The organism is Streptomyces sp. NPDC091281, from assembly GCF_044757425.1.
In the GTDB taxonomy this organism is placed as follows: Bacteria; Actinomycetota; Actinomycetes; order Streptomycetales; family Streptomycetaceae; genus Streptomyces.
This window is the reverse complement of sequence record NZ_JBIVUY010000005.1, coordinates 1-17178: the sequence shown is the minus strand read 5'-3', so window position 1 is coordinate 17178 and position 17178 is coordinate 1. Positions and strand designations below refer to the sequence as shown.

Genomic DNA, 17178 nt, shown 5'->3' with positions numbered 1-17178 from the left:
CCGTGCTACGCCGCCGGGCTCAGGCGGCGGCGGCCTCACCGGCGTGGCTGTGCAGCCGGGACACGACCTCGGTCAGCTGGGCGGCGACCTCGGCGTCGTCGGACGGGTGGGTCTCGGCGAAGCGGGTCAGCGAGCCGGGGATGGAGAGCTTGAGGTCCTCGATGACCTTGCCGCCCGCGATGCCCACGGCCTTGCGGGCCTCGTCCTGCGCCCACACGCCGCCGAACTGGCCGAACGCGGTGCCGACCACGGCGACCGGCTTGCCGCCGAAGGCACCGGCGCCGTACGGGCGGGACAGCCAGTCGATGGCGTTCTTCAGCACGGCCGGGATCGTGCCGTTGTACTCGGGGGAGAAGAGCAGGAAGGCGTCGGCGGAGCCGGCGGCCTCCCGCAGGCGGGCGGCGGCGGCCGGGACGCTGCCCTCGACGTCGATGTCCTCGTTGTAGAACGGGACGTCGGCCAGACCGTCGAAGAGGTCGACCTCGGCGCCCTCGGGCGCGACCTTCACCGCGGCCTCGGCGAGCTGGCGGTTGGTCGAACCGGCGCGAAGGCTGCCGACGAGGGCGAGGATACGGACAGACATGGGTGCACTCCAGGGGACTGAAACATTGCCGTCATGAATACGGACCGGGGTCCGTTTAACTTTCTAGCACCCTAACCGGACCGTGGTCCAGTTTCATTCCCGTGCTTTACGCTGAGTTCATGTCCGCCGCGCTGCCGCCCTTCCCCCGGCCAGAAGTGCCCCTCGGCGAGCCCGACCTGCTCCAGCTCGGGTCGCTCCCGTTCGGGGCCGACGACGACGAGCCCTGCCTGCGCGCCGACGCGGCCCGCAACCGCGCCCGGCTGCTGGACGCGGCCGCCCGGCTGATCGCCGAGCACGGGGTGGCGGGGGTCACCATGGAGGCGGTCGCGGCGGCGGCCGACGTCGGCAAGGGCACGGTCTTCCGGCGCTTCGGCGACCGGACCGGGCTGCTCACCGCGCTCCTCGACCACTCGGAGAAGAAGTTCCAGGCGGCGTTCCTCAGCGGGCCGCCGCCGATGGGGCCGGGCGCCGAACCCCTGGAGCGGCTGCGCGCGTTCGGCATCGCGTTCCTGCGGCGCTGCGTCGACGAACTCGACCTCCAGCTCGCCGCCGAGCCCGGCCCGGACCGCCGGTTCCTGCTCGGCGTACGGCGGCTGCACCACGGGCATCTGGTCCTGCTGCTGCGCCAGGCGGCGCCGGAGTGCGACGCCGAACTCCTCGCGCACACCCTGCTGGGCTATCTCAACCCGGTGCTCGTCCACCACCTGGTCCACCAGTGCGGGATGCCCGCGGCGCGGCTGGAGGCGGGCTGGACGGACCTGGTCGAGCGGGTGACGGCGGCGGGCTGAGCCCGGTCCCGGCTCGCCGTTCGCCCTGGCTCGCCGTTCCGCCCGGGTGGGTGGGCGCCGGTCGCGTTCCCGTGCCCGCGGCGCGGTGGGCTCAGGCGTGGGCGGCGAAGAGGTCCAGCACGGCCTGCGGCGCGTCCGCGCGGAAGAGGTCCACGAGGTTGCCCGCCGAATCGGCCGCGGCCCGCTCGCTGCGCGGGAAGAGCCGCTCCTCGTACGCGCCGAGCGCGGCCTCGGGGTCGCCGGGGTGCGCCACCAGCGCCCGCGCCAGCTCCGCGCCGTCCAGCATGGCCAGGTTGGCGCCCTCGCCCGCGAACGGGGACATCAGATGGGCGGCGTCGCCGAGCAGCGTCACGCCCGGTGTCCGCTCCCAGCGGTGGCCGACCGGCAGGGCGTGGATGCGGCGCGGCACCAGCGGGCCGTCGGCGTCCGCGAGGAGGGCCCGCAGCCGCCCGTCCCAGTCCTCGAACTCGGTGAGGACGGCCGCCTTGGCCGCCGCCGGGTCGGTGAAGTCGATGCCGTCGAGCCACTGTTCGGGGACGTGCAGCGCGGTGTAGACGTGCAGGCTGCCGTCGGGTTCGCGGTGGGCGAGGAAGCCCTTGCCGGGGCCGAGCGCGAAGGAGAACCCGGTGCCGACCAGGGCCAGGCTCTCCGGGTGGCGGACCTCGGCGTCCAGGAGGTCGCCCTCGACGAAGGACACCCCGGTGTAGGCGGGCCGGGCGTCGGACAGCAGCGGCCGCACACGCGACCAGGCGCCGTCGGCCCCGACCAGGAGGTCCGTGGTGAGGCGGGACCCGTCGGCGAGGGCGACCTCGTGGCGTCCGCCGCCCGGCGGGCGGGCGCCCGTCACCTTCGCGCCCCAGCGGACGATGCCCTCGGGGAGGGAGCCGAGCAACAGGTCGCGCAGGGCGCCCCGTTCGACCTCGGGGCGGCCGCCGTCGCCGTCGTCGGGGGCGTCGAAGCGGACGACGCCGTGCCGGTCGAGGACGCGGGTGGCCTCGCCGCCGGTGAGGACCAGCGCCTCGAAGTCGGCGTGCAGCCCGGCGGCGCGCAGCGCCTCCTGCCCGGACTCCTCGTGGATGTCGAGCATCCCGCCCTGGGTGCGGGCGTCGGCCGAGGCCTCCAGGTCGAGGACGAGGGACGCGATGCCGTGGACGTGCAGGACGCGGGCGAGGGTGAGCCCGCCGAGCCCGCCGCCGACGATCACCACCGGGTGGTGCGCGCTCTCGGCGGGCGGGGTGTGCGGTGCGGGGGTGGGCTCGTGCGGTACGGGGGTGTGCGAAGTGGCGGTGTTCATGACTGCTCCTCGGGTCGGCGGGACACGGCGGTCCGCGCGATGCCGGTGATGAGTGCCTGCGCCGCCCAGGACAGCCGCTCCTCCGGGTGTCCGGAGAGCAACTCGCCCGCGGTCGCGGCGATGTGCGGGTGGGTGGCCGGGTCCGCGCCGTGCAGGGCGCGGGTCAGGGCGTCCCACTCCTCGGCGGGGGTCTGCTCGGCGTGCTCGGCGGCGTCCGCCGTGGCGTGCTGGAGCAGCAGGTCGACGCCCCAGGCGGCCTGCGCGGGCGGTACGCCGCCCTCGTCCAGCAGGCCGAGCAGGGTCTCGATCAGCGCCAGGTAGTGCGGCCCGCTGGGGCGGGCGGTGAGCGCGGACCGGGCCAGTTCGGGATGGCGCACCAGCATCAGGGTGTACGCCGTGAGCACCCGCTCCAGCCGCTCGCGCCAGGTCCCGTCCGCGGGCGCCGGGCCGACGGTGCCGAGCAGCTCGTCGAGGACGGCGGCGTGCAGCTCCGCGGTGTTGCGGACGTACACGTAGAGCGAGGCGGGTCCGGTGTCCAGTTCCTCGGCGAGGCGGCGCATGGTGACCTTGCGCAGCCCCTCCGTGTTCAGGACGTCGAGCGCCGCCGCCACGATCGCCGCCCGGCTGAGGGCGGGCTTGGCGGGCCGCTCGCGGCGGCTGCGGGGGGTGTCACGGCTCTCTGTCATGCCTCCACCGTAACGAACATGTTCGCTACGAACAAGTTCGTGACGAACATGTTCGTCGAACGCGCGTAGACCGCGCCCCGGAGGCGAGGAGATTCCCGACAAGCGGCGCCTTCCCGTCCCGGCCGAGCCACGCGGCCCGCGCTTCTGTCAAGATGCCCTCGTCATGGTGCAGATACCGAACACGCCCGCGCCGACACCGCCGTCGGCGCCGCGCTCCGTGCCCACCAGTGCCGACGTCGCGCGTCTGGCGGGCGTCTCGCGCGCGACCGTCTCCTACGTGCTGAACAACACCGGCGCCGTACGGATCAGCGAGCCCACGCGCCGCCGGGTCCACCAGGCCGCCAAGGACCTCGGATACGTCCCGCACGCCGCCGCCCGCAGCCTGCGCGCCGGGCACAGCCGGATGGTCCTGATGCCCGCCCCGCCCGCCTACGCGGGCACCCTCTACAACAACTTCGTGCACGACTTCCAGGCCGCCCTCAGCCGCCTCGACTACACGGTCGTCCAGTACGGCGCGGGCGGACTGCACGGCGACGAGGCGGCCCGCGCCTGGGCCGAACTGCGGCCCGTCGCCGTCCTGGCACCGGTCCCCGGCTTAGGGCAGGAGGGCGTGGACGTCCTCAAACGCTCGGGCGCCCGCGCCGTGGTCACCATCGGCCCCGAACCCGTCGAGGGCGCGCACGCCCTGCTCACCGACCACGGCGTCGTCGGCCGTCTCGCCGCCCGCCACCTGTACGCCCGCGGCCGCCGCCGCTTCGGGGTCCTCATGCCCGAACTGCCCGCCCTGCGCATGTTCTCCGAGCCCCGACTCGCCGGGGTCCGCGAGGGCCTGCACGGCACCGACGCCACCGTCACCCCGCTGCCCCTCGCCTACACCGAGGAGTCCGCGGCCGCCCTCGTGCCCCGCTGCCGCGCGCTCGGGCTCGACGCGGTCTTCGCCTACAACGATGAATACGCGATGCTGCTGATGTGCGCCCTCCACGACGAGGGCGTGCGGGTCCCCGAGGACATCGCGGTGGTCGGCGCCGACGACCTCATGCTGGGCCGCCTGCTGCGCCCCCGCCTCAGCACGGTCCGTATCGTCCTGCCCTCCGGGCGCCGCCTCGCCGACCTCGTCGACCGCGCGGTCCGCACCCCCGGCGCCGCCCCCGAGTCGCACGAACTCTCCGGGGCGACGCTGATCCACCGCGACTCCAGCTGAGCCGCCGCCGCGCGGCCCGGCGGGTGGGCCGCTCCGGCCGCCGGAGGCGGAGCGGCGCCCCGCGAACCCGCCCGCTACGCGACAGGGCGCCCCGGCGTCGTACCACCGCCGGGGCGCCCTGCGCGTGCGTGTGCCGCGGGCCGGACTACGCGCCGCGCTCCTGCGAAGCACCCTGCGCGCCCTCGGCGCTCTCCGTGCCCTGCTCCGCCTGCTGCTGCTCCACGGACTTGCGGACCTCGTCCATGTCCAGCTTGCGGGCCTGCTCGATGAGGTCCGTCAGGGCGGCCTCCGGCAGCGCGCCCGGCTGGGCGAACACGGCGACGCGCTCCCGCACGATCATCAGCGTGGGGATGGACTGGATGGCGAAGGCGGCGGCCAGCTCGGGCTGCGCCTCCGTGTCGACCTTGCCGAAGACCAGGTCGGGGTTGGCCTCCGCGGCCTTCTCGTAGACGGGCGCGAACTGACGGCACGGCCCGCACCAGGACGCCCAGAAGTCGATCAGGACGAAGTCGTTGTCCGTGACCGTCGCGTCGAAGTTCTCCTTGGTCAGCTCCACGGTGCTGCTCATGACGTGATGTCCTCTTCCCGTTCCCGGTGCTTCCTGGCGGGCGCGTCCCGGCAGGGGGCGAAACCGTCGGCGACAACGCGCGCGGCCGGTCCCGTATTCCGCGCCCCTACCCGTGTGGCCACCCCGCACACCACCCACCAGACTGGCCCCATGACGGAAACGGAAACCAACACGTACGACGTCGTGGTGCTCGGAGCCGGCCCGGTGGGGGAGAACGTCGCCGACCGCGCCCGCGCGGCCGGTCTGACCACGGCGGTCGTGGAGAGCGAACTCGTCGGCGGCGAGTGTTCCTACTGGGCCTGCATGCCCAGCAAGGCCCTGCTGCGGCCGGTCATCGCCCGCGCCGACGCCCGCCGCGTGCCCGGCCTCGCCCCCCTCGTCCAGGGCGACCTCGACACCCCGGCCGTGCTCGCCAAGCGCAACTACGAGACCTCCGACTGGCACGACGACGGCCAGCTCGCCTGGCTGGACGGCATCGGCGTCGACCTGTACCGCGGCCAGGGCCGCCTCGCCGGACCCCGCGCGGTGACGGTCACCGCCCCCGACGGCACCGTGACCACCCTCACCGCCCGGCACGCCGTCGCGGTCTGCACCGGCACCCGCGCCCTGCTGCCCGGCCTGCCGGGCCTCGCCGAGGTCAAGCCCTGGACCAGCCGGGAGGCGACCAGCGCGCAGGCCGCGCCGGGCCGCCTGATCGTGGTCGGCGGCGGTGTCGTCGCCGTGGAGATGGCCACCGCCTGGCAGGCCCTCGGCTCCCGCGTCACCCTCCTCGTCCGCGGCAAGGGCCTCCTGCCGCGCAACGAGCCCTTCGCGGGCGAACTCCTCGCCGAGGCGCTCACCGAGGCGGGCGTCGACGTCCGCGTCGGCGTGTCGGTGGAGTCGGTGACCCGCGAGAACGGCACCGTCGTCGCCGTCACCGACCAGGGCGACCGTGTCGAGGGCGACGAGATCCTCTTCGCGACCGGCCGCGCCCCGCGCACCGAGGACATCGGCCTGGAGAGCGTCGGCCTGGAGCCCGGCTCCTGGCTGGAGACCGACGACAGTCTCCGCGTCACCGGCACGGACTGGCTGTACGCCGTCGGCGACGTCAACCATCGCGCGCTCCTCACCCACCAGGGCAAGTACCAGGCCCGCATCGCGGGCGCCGCGATCGCCGCGCGCGCGGCGGGCGACACCGCCGAGGACGGCCCGTGGGGGCCGCGGGTCGCCACCGCCGACCACCACGCCGTGCCCCAGGTCGTCTTCACCGACCCGGAGATCGCCGCCGTCGGGCTCTCGCTCGCCGAGGCCGAGCAGGCGGGCCACCGGGTCCGCGCCGTCGACGTCGACTTCTCCTCGGTCGCCGGGGCGGGCCTGTTCGCCGACGGCTACAAGGGCCGCGCCCGCATGGTCGTCGACCTGGAGCAGGAGATCCTGCGCGGCGTCACCTTCGTCGGCCCCGGCGTCGGCGAGCTGATCCACTCGGCCACCGTCGCCGTCGCCGGACAGGTCCCGCTCTCCCGCCTCTGGCACGCCGTCCCGTCGTACCCGACGCTCAGCGAGGTGTGGCTGCGCCTGCTGGAGGCGTTCCGCGACAACTGACCGGCCGCCAGAGGGAGTCCGGGGCGGTCACGGCAGCTCGAAGCCGAGCTGCCGGGCCGCCTCCGCCGGGGTCGGCTGCGCCCACCGCTCCGCGACGGCCGCGTTGGCCGACAGAGAGCGCGGTTCGGCCCGGTCCAGGTAGAGCAGGCCGTCGAGGTGGTCCGTCTCGTGCTGCACGATCCGGGCGGGCCACCCGGCGAACTCCTCGTCCAGCGCCCGCCCGTGCTCGTCCTCGCCGGTCAGCCGCACCCGCGCGGACCGGGCCACCACCGCCTGCCACCCCGGCACACTGAGGCAGCCCTCGAAGAAGGCCGCGCGCCCCGTCCCGACCGGCGTGTACGACGGGTTCACCAGCACCCGGTACGGCTGCGGCACCCGCCCCCGCGCCACCCGCACCTCCTCGGGCACCGGCGCGGGGTCCTCGATCACCGCGATCCGCAGCGCCACCCCCACCTGCGGCGCCGCCAGGCCCACACCGGGCGCCGCGTGCATGGTGACGCGCAGCGCGGTCACGAAACGGGCCAGCAGGGCGGGGTCGAGGTCGCCGTCGTAGCGCGGGGTGCCGGCCCGCAGGACCGGATCGCCCGCCGCGACGATCGGCAACGGGCCGCCGGGCGCGAGGAGTTCCTCGATCCGCTCGGCGAGGGGGACACGGGGACGGGGAGATGCCATCCGGCCAGGATGCCACGGCGGCCACGAGCACGACGCGGGTCGCTTCGACGCCCGGCAACCGGACACGGCCCTGCTCCGACCACTGGACCGCCCCCGCTGAAACGCCATGACAGCACGGCCGGAACCCGCTCAGGCATCGACCGTGGCCACGGTCAGACCCCGGTCTCACGGACCGTGACACGCGGGACGGCCCCCGCCGGTCGGCTGCCGGTGGGGGCCGTTCGCGTGACGGGTCGGGCGCCGGTCAGTCCTGCGGGAAGTCACCCGCCAGGGCCGAGGCGAGCCGCAGGTGCGGCGCCGCCTCCGCGTGCCGGCTCTGCCGCTCCAGGGTGCGGCCCAGCATCAGCCGGGCGTACCCCTCCACCGGGTCCCGCTCGACGATGACCCGCAACTCCGCCTCGGCGCGGCGCAGTTGGGCGGAGTGGTAGTAGGCGCGGGCCAGCAGCAGGCGCGGCCCGGTCTGCTCCGGCACCTCCTCGACGAGGCCGACCAGGACCCGGGCGGCCGCGGTGTAGTCCTTCGCCTCGAAGAACTGCTCCGCCCGCTCCCACCGCTCCGCCGGGGTGCCGTGGGAGTAGTAGGCCGCCGCGCTGTCACCGGTGCCGAAGCTCTCGTAGATCTCGCCGGTCTCGTACGTGGTGTCCACTGTTGCCTCCTTCGCTCACCGGAACCGACCGGGTTGGTTGAATATTCCAGTACCCCGCGCGGGGAGGCGGTGCGGCTCAGAGGGCGGCGAGTTCCTGGTCCGCGCGGCGGGTCACCTGCGCCAGTACGCGCGCGGTGGCGGCCAGGTCCTCGGCGGGGATGCCGGCGTAGATCCGGGCCGCCACCGCGCCCGTCTCCACGCCCACCGCGTCGTACAGCGCGCGCCCGCCGCCGGTCACGGTCAGCGGGCCGTCGTCGGTGGACAGCAGTCCGCGGGCGAGGAGGTCCGCGACGGCCGCCGCGGTCTCGGCCGGGTCGTTCTTCAGCTCGCCGGAGACCCGCGCGACGAGGGTGTCCCGGTCCACGGGCGCCCCGGCGACGACGGCGTGCCGGAGGGTGATCTGCTGCGGGAAGGTCAGTCCGTGCCGGGCGAGGACGCGTTCCAGGACGGCGCGCCCGGCGTAGTGGGCCAGGCCGATGGTCCGCCCGCCGACGGGCGGAGGCGTGGGCGTGGTGGCTGTCATGACGTCGGCTCCTTCGGTTCGGTCGTGGATGCGGTGACGGAAGGGGGCGTGCGCCCGCTCGGAGGGCCGGGCGCGGGGTCGGGTTCGGTGTCGAGGGGGACGGCGAGCAGGGTGGTCAGGTCGGCGGCGAACGCACGGGTGCGGGCGCTGTCGAGACCGCCCAGCGGCTCCGTCAGGCGCTCCAGTAGACCGTGCACGACCTCGACGGCCCGCCGGGTGACGTCCTCGCCCCGCTCGGTGAGCGTCAGCCGCACGGCACGCGGGTCGCGCGGGTCACGGTCCCGTTCGATCAGGCCCGCCGCCTCCAGGGCGCGCGCCAGCTTCGACACGTAGAGCGGTTCGAGGCCGGTGTGGTCGGCGAGGCGGCGCTGGCTCGGCCGCTCGCCGCCGCGCCGCATCCCGTACAGGGACGCGACCAGCGTGTACTGCGCGTGGGTGAGACCGAGCGGCGCCACGGCCCGGTCGACCGCCACCCGCCATTTCGTGGACAGGCGCCACACCAGATAGCCCGGCGTGGGCCCTTCGGGACCCTTGCTCATGTCGATACCGTACATGGCTACAGTAGTCATGGCTACTATTTTTGAATGGGTGCCGGAGGGGCCGGAAGCGGGGCGGGAAAGCCCGTTCTCAGGGCGCGGAAACCCGGTCGCGGTCCGCGCCGGAAGTCAGTACCTTCCGTCGGGGCAGTGGCGCGCGGCCCGCGGCGACGAGGGGAGCGGACCGTGGGAACCGAAGGGCCGAGGACCGACCGGCTGGGGCTGCTGATGGAGCAGTTCGACCAGGCCCGGGAGATGGCCGAGGTACGGCTGAAGGGGCTCGGGGACGAGGAGTTCCTGTGGGAGCCGGTGCCCGGCTGCTGGTCGCTGCGGCGGCGGGAGGAAGCGGTGACGCCGCGGGCCTACGGCCCCGGCGCGTGGGTGCTGGACCTGGGCGCCCCGGACATCCCGGCGAACGAGTACGCCGAGATCGGCCGGCAGGTCGCCTCCGGGATGACCGTCGAGGAGATCGCCGCGGACTGGAGCGTGAGCGTGGCACGGGTGGAGGAGGTCCTCGCCCACACCGGCGAGCCGGAGCCCGACGCGACGCCGGTCACCACCATCGCGTGGCGCCTCGCCCACCTGCACTCCTGCTTCGCGGGCCAGTGGGAGTGGACCTTCGGCGCACGGCGCGAGCCGCGGCAGCTGATCGACTTCACGCCGTCCGCGAGCCTGGCCCTGGACCGCTTCTGGTCCACCCTCGACCGCTGGCGCGAGAGCGTCGGTGCCGTCACCGAAGAACAGCTCGACACGGTCGGCTTCTCCCAGTACCCCTACGGCTCCGACCCGAACGACCCGTACGTCTCCGTGGTGTGGGGCTCCAACCTGGAGCTGGTGCACCACATGGCCGAGATCGCGCTGCTGCGCGACCTGTGGCGGGTACGGGGCGAGCTGGGCCGGTAGCCGGTAGCCGGTAGCCGGTAGCCGGTAGCCGGTAGGGGGTAGGGGGTAGGGGGTTGGGGGGACTGCGCGCCGGGCGGTGCGGACTACGGCGCCCAGGGCCGGATCATGTCCTTGATCGCGTCGGTCGCCGCGAGCTGGAGGAGCGGGCCGTAGGTGATGCGGCCGACGCCGAGACGGCGGAAGCGTTCCAGGTCGTGCCGGACCGGGTGGGCCGTGGAGTTGACGGGGACGGAGACGGCGTCGACCACCGCGGCGAGCAGGGCGTCGTCGTCCTGGATGCGCACCGGGTACACGCTGTCGGCGCCCGCCCGCTCCAGGGCGCGCAGCCGCTCGATCGCCTCGTCGAGGACGGCGGAGGCGTCCTCCGCGTGCAGGAACAGGTCGGTGCGCCCGTTGACCCAGACCGGGACGCCCGCGTCGTCGGCCGCCGCGCGCACCCCGGCGATGTAGGCGGCGTGTTCCTGCGTGGTGCGCACCCGCCTGCCGTCCGAGTGGACGGTGTCCTCGACGTTGAGTCCGGCGCCGCCGACCTCGACGAGTCCGGCGACGAGATCCGCGGGCTCCTGCCCGTACCCCGCCTCCAGGTCGACGGAGACGGGCACGTCCACCGCCGCGATGATCGGCCGGACCGCGGCGAGGACCTCCTCGAAGGTCTGTCCCTCGTGGTCCTCGGCCCCGCGCGAGTCGGCGAGCGGATGACTGCCGATCGTCAGCGCCGGGAAGCCCGCGGCGGCGGCCGTCCGCGCGGACCACACGTCCCAGACGGTCGGCAGGACGAGCGGCGTGTGGTCGGCGTGCAGCTTCCTGAGGTGTCGAGCGCGCTCGACGACGGTGCGAGAGTCCATGGTGAGGACGCTACTCCCCGGCCGGGTCCGGCAGGACGCATCGACGGGACCGCGCCACCGCGACGTCCTGATTGTCAGTGGTCCCCTGTTCACTGGTCGCATGAACGACGACAAGACACGGCACGGCCAGGACCGCCCGACCACCGCCCGGACGCCCGGTGCCGTCATGACGGAGCCCTCCCGTTTCACGATCCGCGACGTCCGGATCGACGGCCGGGGCGACGTGGTGACGGTGCGGCGAGGCGGCGCGTACGAGGTGCGGTTCGCGCTGCTCCACGACTGCGGGGGATGCGGCAACGCGATCAACCAGGTGATCGTCGGGCTGGCGGGGGAGGACCGCGCCCAGGCGTCGGTGTGGAACGGCAAGCAGCGCAGCGGGGGCGGCCTGCGGGTGGTCAACTCCGGTACGCCCGTGGAGGCGTTGGCCGAGGACAACCCGGGCCCGGCCGAGTGGGTCGAGATAGCCTGCGACATCGTCGTGCCCGACGCCCCCGGTGTCCACGAGATCCGGGCACGGTACGCGCAGGCGTACCAGGGGCGCCTCATGACGCCCGAAGGGCGGGCGGTCCCGCAGCCCGAGTACCCGGACGTCCTGGGCTGGTGGACGGTCGACCGCCCGGACGGGCCCGGCCCGGAATCGACGATAGGCACGATCGTCGTCGGGGACTGAGGCACTGGGGGATTGGGGGGGGGTGGGGGGTGAGGGCGCGTCCGTGACCGGTCGTCACGGGGGGCGGTGCCCGCCGTCGTTCAGGCCGCTGCGCGCCGGTTCAGGAACGGTCCGGCGACCACCCGCGCCGTCGCGCTCAGGGTCTGCCCGTGCCGGGCGAAGAGTTCGTCACGCGAGGCGAAACGGCCCAGGTCGGCCCGTACGGCGGCCGACAGGTCGTGGTCTCCGCAGCCGCTGTCCGGGGCGCCCTGCGGCCCGCACAGGCCGGCGGTGCCGTCCCAGTCGACGGCGGTGGAGGACAGCGCCTCGAACAGGGTCTGGCTGCCTGCGTTGGTGAACCCGCGCGGATTCCGCGCCCGCAGCTCGTCGAGGCTGGCGTACAGCTCGGACACGGCCGTCCACACCCCGTCGACGTGGAACTCCGGCCAGGCCAGGACGACCTGGTCGGGGACGAGGAGACGCAGCCGGGGGAAGCGCGGGTACCAGAAGGAGCCGTCGATCAGCAGGCCGCGCACGCGCGTCGGGACACCACCGGAGCGTGCCACCGCCTCCAGCACGGCCAGCCGCTGGCTGCACGAACCCCGGCCCAGGGCGAGGGTCCGTGACACGGGCTGTTCGTCGTCCATCGCGTAGACCGGGCTGATCCCGGCCGACACGAGCCGGTGCGCCGCGACGAGGAACGCCCGGTCGCCGCCGCCCGGCACCGCCGCCGCGCGGGCCCGGTCCGCCAGCGCCCGCACCCGTCCGTGCCGCCAGTCCAGGATCGGGGTGTCGGCCAGCAGGCGCGCGTCGTCGGCCGCCGGTCCCGCGGCGTCCGCCGCGTGGGTCCGGCCGAGGCGGCGCCGCCACCAGGGGGTCAGGATCGCGCAGGTCATGCGGGGAGCGTACGCCCGCGTCCGAGCGGGTCCGCGGGCGGGATCACCCCGTCGGACCACCCGGGGAGGCGGGGTCCGCGACCGGCTCCGGCCATGCCCCGCGGTCCCGCAGATCGAGGACGAGGGCGGCGATGTTCCACGCGTCGTCCTCCCCGCGGTGGTGCCGTCCTTCGAGAGGCAGCCCGGCGATCGTGAGGGCCTGGTCCATGCCGGGTTTCCTGCGCAGCCCGTGGGCGGTGGCGAAGACGGCCTTGGCGTTGGTGTGGGTGCGCTCGGTGGGATAGCCGAACGGGTAGGCGACCCCGTCGGCCTGGCTCTGCCGGGCGAACTGACGGCGGTCGTACTCGCCCCAGCTCGTCCAGGGCCGCTCTCCCGCCGCGTACTCGGCGACGAGGACCCGGCAGGCCTCGGCGAAGGAGACGCCGCGGTCCACCTCGGCCTGCGTCAGTCCCGTCAGCTCGGTGCAGAAGGCGCTCACCCTCGACCGGGTGGGGCGGACCAGGAGACGGTGCCGGGACACCCGGCGCCCGGCCGACACATCCACGACGGTGAGACCGATCTCGATGATCTCGTGCACCGACCCGGGCGGCGGCTGCCCGTCCCAGCAGGTGGCTTCCACATCGATGACGTTCAGCAGGGCGGCGGGTGCGGGGCGCATGGGGCCGAGCGTAGGGAGGGCCACCCGGTCACCGCATCCGCATTTCGTCCTGTCGGACGCTCGGTCAGTCGGTCATTCGGACGGTCGGTCGGGCAGGAGGCCCTCGACTCCCTGGAGGAGCGTCTCGCCGATCAGCTCCGGGTCGAAGAGGCACCCGGCGGCCATCGCGCCGTCCCGGAGCATCACGAAGTGGCGGCCCGCCGCATCGGCGGGCGCACAGCCCGCGCCCTCCATCAGATCCGTGACCGTCTCCAGGAACCACTGCCGGTGTGCGAGTACGGCCCGGTGGACCGGGTGGGCCGGATCGGGGTACTCGGCCGCCGCGTTCAGGAAGGCGCAGCCGCGGAAGCCGGGGGACCGGATGCCCTCGGCGACGTACCGGCCGACGGCGCGCACCGTGTCGGCCGCCGGAAGGTCCTGGGCCAGGATGGCGCCGACCTGGCTCCGGATGCCCAGGTCGGCCCGCTCCAGGTAGGCGAGGACCAGGTCCTCCTTGCCCTTGAAATGCCGGTACAGAGTGGCGCGTGTGCCCTGGGCCTCCGCGATGATCCGGTCCACGCCGACCGAGTGGATTCCCTCGGCGTAGAAGATCCGGGTCGCCGTGTCGAGCAGCTTCGCCCGCGCCTCGGACGGACCCCGGCCTCCAGTACTCGCGCTCATGCCGCCACCGTACCAAACCGGCAAGGGAGAACGTTCGGTCTTGACAGGGGGGTGGCGACCGCCGTTAGATGAACGAGAGACGAGACAGAACGTTCTCCCTTGACTCCTCGATCCCCCAACCTCCCTGATCTCGTCACCTTCCACCTTCCACCTGCCTCCTTCTCTCCGGCGCTTCGTGGGAGGCAGCCGCCGTCCGTCACCGAAAGGCCCGCCATGGACACCTCGTTCGCAGCCCCCACCCCCGCCCCGGCCACCGCGCCGACCGCCGTCGAGAGCGCGGCGCTGCGCCGCCTGTACTTCCTGCGCTTCGCGTTCGCCGCCGTCTGGGCCGGTCTGCTGTTCGTCTCCGCCGACTCCCTTAGCGCGCTGAGCGTGACCCTGCTGGTGATCTATCCGCTCTTCGATCTGGCGTGCGCGGTGGTGGACGTCCGGTCCGCCCGTGCGAGCAGCGGACCCGTCCGCGGGCTCTACGCGAACATCGTGCTCAGCGCGCTGACCACCGCGGGCCTGGCCGCCGCGGCGGCCTCCGGCATCCCGGCCGTCCTGCGGGTCTGGGGCGCGTGGGCCGTCACCGCGGGGCTGGTCCAGTTGGTCGTGGGCGTCCTGCGGCGCGGCATGGGAGGTCAGTGGCCGATGATCGCCAGCGGCGCCATCTCCACCCTCGCCGGAGCGTCCTTCGCCGCCCAGGCGGGCGCGGACGACGCCTCCCTCGGCTCCCTGGCGGGGTACGCCTTCCTGGGCGGGGTGTTCTTCCTCGTGTCGGCACTCCGGCTGGGGCGGGCCCGCGTGGGCGCGAGGTCCCCGCGCTAGACAGCGGCCCGGCCGGTGCGGTGCGGCCGAAAACGGCTCGCCGCACTCCCGGACCGGCTGACAGAGTGCGGCGGGTGACACCCCGACACCAGATCCGTGCCGACCACGACGCGCGCACGATCGTGGTCTACCAGGCGTACGCGCCCGCCATCGCCGACGCGGCCCTGCGGGCGGGGCGCTTCGTCGCCCCGTTCTCGTTCCACCGCATGACGTGGATCAAGCCGTCGTTCCTGTGGCTGATGCACCGCAGCAACTGGGCCCGCAAGCCCGGCCAGGAGCGGGTGCTCGCGGTGCGGATCACCCGCGAGGGCTGGGAGGAGGCCCTGTCGCGCGCCGTGCTGACGACCGCCGATCCGGCGGCCGTGGCGCGGGCGGCCGTACACGTCCAGTGGGACCCGGAACGCTCGTCACGCGGAGCCGCGTTGAACCACTACAGCATCCAGGTCGGCATCGGCCGCCACCTCATCCGTACGTTCACCGACGAGTGGACGGTCGGTCTCACCGACCTCACACCCCAGGTCCGCAAGGCAGCCGAGCTGATCCGGACCGGGCACGCCGACAAGGCCCGGCGCCTGTTCCCGCCGGAGCGGGTCTACCCCGTGCCGCGTGCGGTGGAGAACGTCATCTCGCCGGGCGGGTGAGGGCGACGGCACCCGGCACCCCGTCCTGTTCACCGCACCGCACAGCACCGCACAACGCAGCGCGGGACGGCGGGGCGTGGGCTGTCAGTGGCGCGTCGCCGGTCAGCGGATCTCGTGGTCGGGGTGGGCGCGGTCGTAGGACGCGCGGGCCTGCGCGATGGGGGCGCGGTGGGCGAGCGACCAGTCGGCGAGGGCCTTGACGAGGTGGGTCAGGCTCGTCCCCGTCTCGGTCAGCCGGTAGTCGACCTGGGCCGGCACGGTCGGGTGCACGGTCCGCAGGACCAGCCCGTCCCGTTCCAGCCGGCGCACCGTGAGCGTCAGCATGCGCTGGGAGATCCCCTCGACGGCGCGCTGGAGCTGCCTGAACCGCCGCGGGCCGCCCGCGAGTTCGACGATGACGAGCACCGACCACTTGTCGCCGACCCGGTCGAGGACGTCACGGATGCCGCAGTCGGGGTGATCCCGCTGTCCGCAGGGTTCGAGCGCGGCGGGTCCGGTGGTTACCTCGGTGTGCGTCACTGACACAGGACTGCCTCCTTGTGGGCCCGTCCGGGCCGGTCGAGGATCTCACCCTAGTTACCGAAGAGAACCACGGTGGGAGACAGAACCGCAATGATCATGGTCACCGGGGCGAGCGGACACCTCGCCTCTCGCACGCTCCAGGCACTGGCCCGGCGCCACGCGCCCGCCCAGGGAGGCACCCGATCGCCCGGGGAGGGGCAGCGGCGACTCGACTTCGACGACCCCGCGAGCCTCGACCTCGTCGGCGTGTCCACGCTGGTCCTCGTCTCGGCGGGATACGCCGAGGACGACCGGGTCGTGGCCCGGCACCGGGCCGTGCTGACCGCCGCGGTCCGCGACGGCGTGCGCCACGTCGTCTACACCAGCCTGACCGGCGGCGGCGACCACCTCGCCTTCGCGCTCGCCCACCGCGCCACCGAGCGCCTGGTCGAGGCGAGCGGACTCGGGTGGACCGTCCTGCGCAACGGGCTCTACGCCGAACTCTTCGGCGCGCTCCTGACCCGGACCGCCGACGGTGTGGAGTCGGCGTTCGGCGAGGGAGCGCTCGCCGCCGTGGCACGGGCGGACCTGGCCGAGGCCGCCGCCGTCGTGGCCGCCGATCCCGCCGCCCACGCGGGCCGGAGCTACGACCTGGTCGGCGAACCGATCACCGCCGCCGACGTCGCCCGCCACCTCGGCGTCGCGCACCGGACCATCGGCCTGGGCGAGTACCGGGACCGGCTCCTTGCGGACCGGACGCTGCTGCCGTTCCAGCCGCCGATGCTCGCCTCGATCGCGACCGCCGTCCGGCACGGCTTCCTCGGCACCCCCGGTCCCGACCTCGCGCACCTGCTCGGCCGCCCGCTCACGGACCCGCTCGCCGTCGCCGCGGCGGCCGTCCCCGTGCACTGAGCGAGCGGACCACCGGCGGAACCACCGGTGCGCCGGAGTTGACGGCGGACGCCGCCAGGATCACGCTCCGGCGGGTCCGGCTGCTGCTCCAGGGCGACGAGCCGGTGCGCGGCCTGCGCGGCCTGCACGGCCCCGGCCCCTCCTGCGTCACCGGCCGTACCGTCCAGCGGACCCTGACCATGCTGGACGGCGTCGTGGAACCGCAGGCTCTGGAACCGGGCGGGGCGGGGGGCTCGTCGGCTGCGGTCGCCTCTCCGGGCGTACGGGCGCGCGGTGCCTTCGCGCGGTGCGGCATCCCCGCCGATGGTGGTTCCTGAGTGATTCCGTGCGGATGTGTTTCCCGCGGGTGTGTTCCGTGCTACGTTCCCTCACGCCCCAGGGCCGGACCGCCGGACGGGCCCCTGAACGAGCCGCACGTGCAGCGCCACCGTTCCACCCGCACCGGACCCCGTACGCCGCCGGGGAGGTCCGCCGTGCGCCGGGCCCCGTGACGCGGGGGGACGTCGGCACGGCTCCCCTCGCCGCGGTGACCCCCGTTATGTTTTCCGCGGTCCTGCAAGAGGGCCGCTGGCCTCCGGGCCCGGCATGACTGTTCCCCCCTGTCGAAGGCATGACCTGGGGGGTG

Annotated in this window: 22 protein-coding genes; 9 read left to right on the top strand and 13 right to left on the bottom strand. The window is 74.3% G+C overall.

Annotation, left to right across the window (positions count from 1 at the left end; genetic code table 11):
- Positions 1–19: 19 nt before the first annotated feature.
- The gene (locus ACIQPQ_RS14745; RefSeq protein ID WP_383778697.1) at positions 20–583 is read right to left on the bottom strand and encodes an NAD(P)H-dependent oxidoreductase; all 564 of its coding nucleotides are present in this window, start codon (positions 581–583) and stop codon (positions 20–22) included.
- Positions 584–702: 119 nt separating this feature from the next.
- Here ACIQPQ_RS14745 and ACIQPQ_RS14740 point away from each other — a divergent pair, with 119 nt between their 5' ends.
- On the top strand, positions 703–1371 hold the full coding sequence (locus ACIQPQ_RS14740) for a TetR/AcrR family transcriptional regulator (protein WP_401303650.1): 669 nt from the start codon (positions 703–705) through the stop codon (positions 1369–1371).
- Between the two features lie 91 nt (positions 1372–1462).
- Here the strand turns inward: ACIQPQ_RS14740 and ACIQPQ_RS14735 are convergent, their stop codons facing one another.
- Positions 1463–2665, bottom strand: coding sequence for an FAD-dependent oxidoreductase (locus ACIQPQ_RS14735; RefSeq protein WP_401303648.1), 1203 nt, complete (start codon positions 2663–2665; stop codon positions 1463–1465).
- Positions 2662–3351 carry a TetR/AcrR family transcriptional regulator gene (locus ACIQPQ_RS14730; RefSeq protein WP_401303647.1) on the bottom strand — a complete coding sequence of 230 codons (690 nt, stop codon included), beginning with the start codon at positions 3349–3351 and terminating at the stop codon, positions 2662–2664. Before ACIQPQ_RS14730 ends, ACIQPQ_RS14735 begins: the two co-directional genes overlap by 4 nt.
- Positions 3352–3514: 163 nt before the next feature.
- Here ACIQPQ_RS14730 and ACIQPQ_RS14725 point away from each other — a divergent pair, with 163 nt between their 5' ends.
- A complete protein-coding gene (locus ACIQPQ_RS14725; protein WP_401303645.1) occupies positions 3515–4552 on the top strand; it encodes a LacI family DNA-binding transcriptional regulator in 1038 nt (345 codons plus the stop codon).
- Positions 4553–4697: 145 nt separating this feature from the next.
- On the opposite strand, the gene trxA is transcribed toward ACIQPQ_RS14725, so the two are convergent.
- The gene (gene trxA, locus ACIQPQ_RS14720) at positions 4698–5120 is read right to left on the bottom strand and encodes a thioredoxin (protein WP_401303643.1); all 423 of its coding nucleotides are present in this window, start codon (positions 5118–5120) and stop codon (positions 4698–4700) included.
- A 150-nt stretch (positions 5121–5270) separates the two neighbouring features.
- Here trxA and ACIQPQ_RS14715 point away from each other — a divergent pair, with 150 nt between their 5' ends.
- Positions 5271–6701: a dihydrolipoyl dehydrogenase family protein gene (locus tag ACIQPQ_RS14715; protein ID WP_401303641.1), complete on the top strand. Its 1431-nt coding sequence runs from the start codon at positions 5271–5273 to the stop codon at positions 6699–6701.
- Positions 6702–6728: 27 nt separating this feature from the next.
- Here the strand turns inward: ACIQPQ_RS14715 and ACIQPQ_RS14710 are convergent, their stop codons facing one another.
- The 4 genes from ACIQPQ_RS14710 to ACIQPQ_RS14695 all read right to left on the bottom strand — a co-directional run bounded on the left by ACIQPQ_RS14710 (position 6729) and on the right by ACIQPQ_RS14695 (position 9081).
- A complete protein-coding gene (locus ACIQPQ_RS14710; protein ID WP_401303639.1) occupies positions 6729–7373 on the bottom strand; it encodes a peptide deformylase in 645 nt (214 codons plus the stop codon).
- 244 nt (positions 7374–7617) lie between these two features.
- A complete protein-coding gene (locus ACIQPQ_RS14705; protein WP_401304501.1) occupies positions 7618–7992 on the bottom strand; it encodes a tetratricopeptide repeat protein in 375 nt (124 codons plus the stop codon).
- 103 nt (positions 7993–8095) lie between these two features.
- Entirely contained in the window at positions 8096–8542 is a 447-nt protein-coding gene (locus ACIQPQ_RS14700) for a MarR family transcriptional regulator (RefSeq protein ID WP_401303637.1), read from the bottom strand.
- Positions 8539–9081, bottom strand: a complete 543-nt coding sequence (locus tag ACIQPQ_RS14695; RefSeq protein WP_401303635.1) for a MarR family winged helix-turn-helix transcriptional regulator — start codon at positions 9079–9081, stop codon at positions 8539–8541. Before ACIQPQ_RS14695 ends, ACIQPQ_RS14700 begins: the two co-directional genes overlap by 4 nt.
- 183 nt (positions 9082–9264) lie before the next feature.
- Between ACIQPQ_RS14695 and ACIQPQ_RS14690 the strand changes: the two genes are divergently transcribed.
- A complete protein-coding gene (locus ACIQPQ_RS14690) occupies positions 9265–9981 on the top strand; it encodes a DinB family protein (RefSeq protein WP_401303633.1) in 717 nt (238 codons plus the stop codon).
- An 83-nt stretch (positions 9982–10064) separates the two neighbouring features.
- On the opposite strand, the gene ACIQPQ_RS14685 is transcribed toward ACIQPQ_RS14690, so the two are convergent.
- Positions 10065–10826, bottom strand: a complete 762-nt coding sequence (locus ACIQPQ_RS14685) for an isocitrate lyase/phosphoenolpyruvate mutase family protein (protein WP_401303631.1) — start codon at positions 10824–10826, stop codon at positions 10065–10067.
- Positions 10827–10926: 100 nt separating this feature from the next.
- Here ACIQPQ_RS14685 and ACIQPQ_RS14680 point away from each other — a divergent pair, with 100 nt between their 5' ends.
- Positions 10927–11496 carry a hypothetical protein gene (locus ACIQPQ_RS14680; protein ID WP_401303630.1) on the top strand — a complete coding sequence of 190 codons (570 nt, stop codon included), beginning with the start codon at positions 10927–10929 and terminating at the stop codon, positions 11494–11496.
- An 80-nt stretch (positions 11497–11576) separates the two neighbouring features.
- On the opposite strand, the gene ACIQPQ_RS14675 is transcribed toward ACIQPQ_RS14680, so the two are convergent.
- The 3 genes from ACIQPQ_RS14675 to ACIQPQ_RS14665 form a co-directional block, all read right to left on the bottom strand.
- Positions 11577–12371, bottom strand: coding sequence for a transglutaminase domain-containing protein (locus ACIQPQ_RS14675; protein ID WP_401303628.1), 795 nt, complete (start codon positions 12369–12371; stop codon positions 11577–11579).
- A gap of 43 nt (positions 12372–12414) precedes the next feature.
- On the bottom strand, positions 12415–13029 hold the full coding sequence (locus ACIQPQ_RS14670) for an exonuclease domain-containing protein (protein WP_401303626.1): 615 nt from the start codon (positions 13027–13029) through the stop codon (positions 12415–12417).
- Between the two features lie 72 nt (positions 13030–13101).
- The gene (locus tag ACIQPQ_RS14665; RefSeq protein WP_401303625.1) at positions 13102–13689 is read right to left on the bottom strand and encodes a TetR/AcrR family transcriptional regulator; all 588 of its coding nucleotides are present in this window, start codon (positions 13687–13689) and stop codon (positions 13102–13104) included.
- Positions 13690–13902: 213 nt separating this feature from the next.
- Here ACIQPQ_RS14665 and ACIQPQ_RS14660 point away from each other — a divergent pair, with 213 nt between their 5' ends.
- Both ACIQPQ_RS14660 and ACIQPQ_RS14655 read left to right on the top strand, forming a co-directional pair.
- Positions 13903–14499: a hypothetical protein gene (locus tag ACIQPQ_RS14660; protein ID WP_401303623.1), complete on the top strand. Its 597-nt coding sequence runs from the start codon at positions 13903–13905 to the stop codon at positions 14497–14499.
- 74 nt (positions 14500–14573) lie between these two features.
- Complete coding sequence (locus tag ACIQPQ_RS14655; protein WP_401303621.1) at positions 14574–15140, top strand: DUF4291 domain-containing protein; 567 nt, start codon at positions 14574–14576, stop codon at positions 15138–15140.
- A gap of 102 nt (positions 15141–15242) precedes the next feature.
- Here ACIQPQ_RS14655 and ACIQPQ_RS14650 read toward each other — a convergent pair whose 3' ends face one another.
- A complete protein-coding gene (locus tag ACIQPQ_RS14650) occupies positions 15243–15665 on the bottom strand; it encodes a winged helix-turn-helix transcriptional regulator (protein ID WP_401303619.1) in 423 nt (140 codons plus the stop codon).
- An 87-nt stretch (positions 15666–15752) separates the two neighbouring features.
- On the opposite strand from ACIQPQ_RS14650, the gene ACIQPQ_RS14645 reads away from it, so the two are divergent.
- A complete protein-coding gene (locus tag ACIQPQ_RS14645; RefSeq protein ID WP_401303617.1) occupies positions 15753–16553 on the top strand; it encodes an NAD(P)H-binding protein in 801 nt (266 codons plus the stop codon).
- Between the two features lie 38 nt (positions 16554–16591).
- Positions 16592–16870 carry a hypothetical protein gene (locus ACIQPQ_RS14640; RefSeq protein ID WP_401303615.1) on the top strand — a complete coding sequence of 93 codons (279 nt, stop codon included), beginning with the start codon at positions 16592–16594 and terminating at the stop codon, positions 16868–16870.
- Positions 16871–17178 lie beyond the last annotated feature (308 nt).

Excerpts from the sequence above, each read along its gene's own strand:
- ACIQPQ_RS14685 (WP_401303631.1), bottom strand. The coding sequence starts at position 10,826 with ATGGACTCTCGCACCGTCGTCGAGCGCGCTCGACACCTCAGGAAGCTG.
- ACIQPQ_RS14675 (WP_401303628.1), bottom strand. The coding sequence starts at position 12,371 with ATGACCTGCGCGATCCTGACCCCCTGGTGGCGGCGCCGCCTCGGCCGG.
- ACIQPQ_RS14645 (WP_401303617.1), top strand. The coding sequence starts at position 15,753 with ATGATCATGGTCACCGGGGCGAGCGGACACCTCGCCTCTCGCACGCTC.
- ACIQPQ_RS14670 (WP_401303626.1), bottom strand. The coding sequence starts at position 13,029 with ATGCGCCCCGCACCCGCCGCCCTGCTGAACGTCATCGATGTGGAAGCC.
- ACIQPQ_RS14680 (WP_401303630.1), top strand. The coding sequence starts at position 10,927 with ATGAACGACGACAAGACACGGCACGGCCAGGACCGCCCGACCACCGCC.
- ACIQPQ_RS14745 (WP_383778697.1), bottom strand. The coding sequence starts at position 583 with ATGTCTGTCCGTATCCTCGCCCTCGTCGGCAGCCTTCGCGCCGGTTCG.
- ACIQPQ_RS14725 (WP_401303645.1), top strand. The coding sequence starts at position 3,515 with ATGGTGCAGATACCGAACACGCCCGCGCCGACACCGCCGTCGGCGCCG.
- ACIQPQ_RS14710 (WP_401303639.1), bottom strand. The coding sequence starts at position 7,373 with ATGGCATCTCCCCGTCCCCGTGTCCCCCTCGCCGAGCGGATCGAGGAA.
- ACIQPQ_RS14700 (WP_401303637.1), bottom strand. The coding sequence starts at position 8,542 with ATGACAGCCACCACGCCCACGCCTCCGCCCGTCGGCGGGCGGACCATC.
- ACIQPQ_RS14730 (WP_401303647.1), bottom strand. The coding sequence starts at position 3,351 with ATGACAGAGAGCCGTGACACCCCCCGCAGCCGCCGCGAGCGGCCCGCC.
- ACIQPQ_RS14665 (WP_401303625.1), bottom strand. The coding sequence starts at position 13,689 with ATGAGCGCGAGTACTGGAGGCCGGGGTCCGTCCGAGGCGCGGGCGAAG.
- ACIQPQ_RS14715 (WP_401303641.1), top strand. The coding sequence starts at position 5,271 with ATGACGGAAACGGAAACCAACACGTACGACGTCGTGGTGCTCGGAGCC.
- ACIQPQ_RS14740 (WP_401303650.1), top strand. The coding sequence starts at position 703 with ATGTCCGCCGCGCTGCCGCCCTTCCCCCGGCCAGAAGTGCCCCTCGGC.
- ACIQPQ_RS14660 (WP_401303623.1), top strand. The coding sequence starts at position 13,903 with ATGGACACCTCGTTCGCAGCCCCCACCCCCGCCCCGGCCACCGCGCCG.
- trxA (WP_401303643.1), bottom strand. The coding sequence starts at position 5,120 with ATGAGCAGCACCGTGGAGCTGACCAAGGAGAACTTCGACGCGACGGTC.
- ACIQPQ_RS14695 (WP_401303635.1), bottom strand. The coding sequence starts at position 9,081 with ATGAGCAAGGGTCCCGAAGGGCCCACGCCGGGCTATCTGGTGTGGCGC.
- ACIQPQ_RS14735 (WP_401303648.1), bottom strand. The coding sequence starts at position 2,665 with ATGAACACCGCCACTTCGCACACCCCCGTACCGCACGAGCCCACCCCC.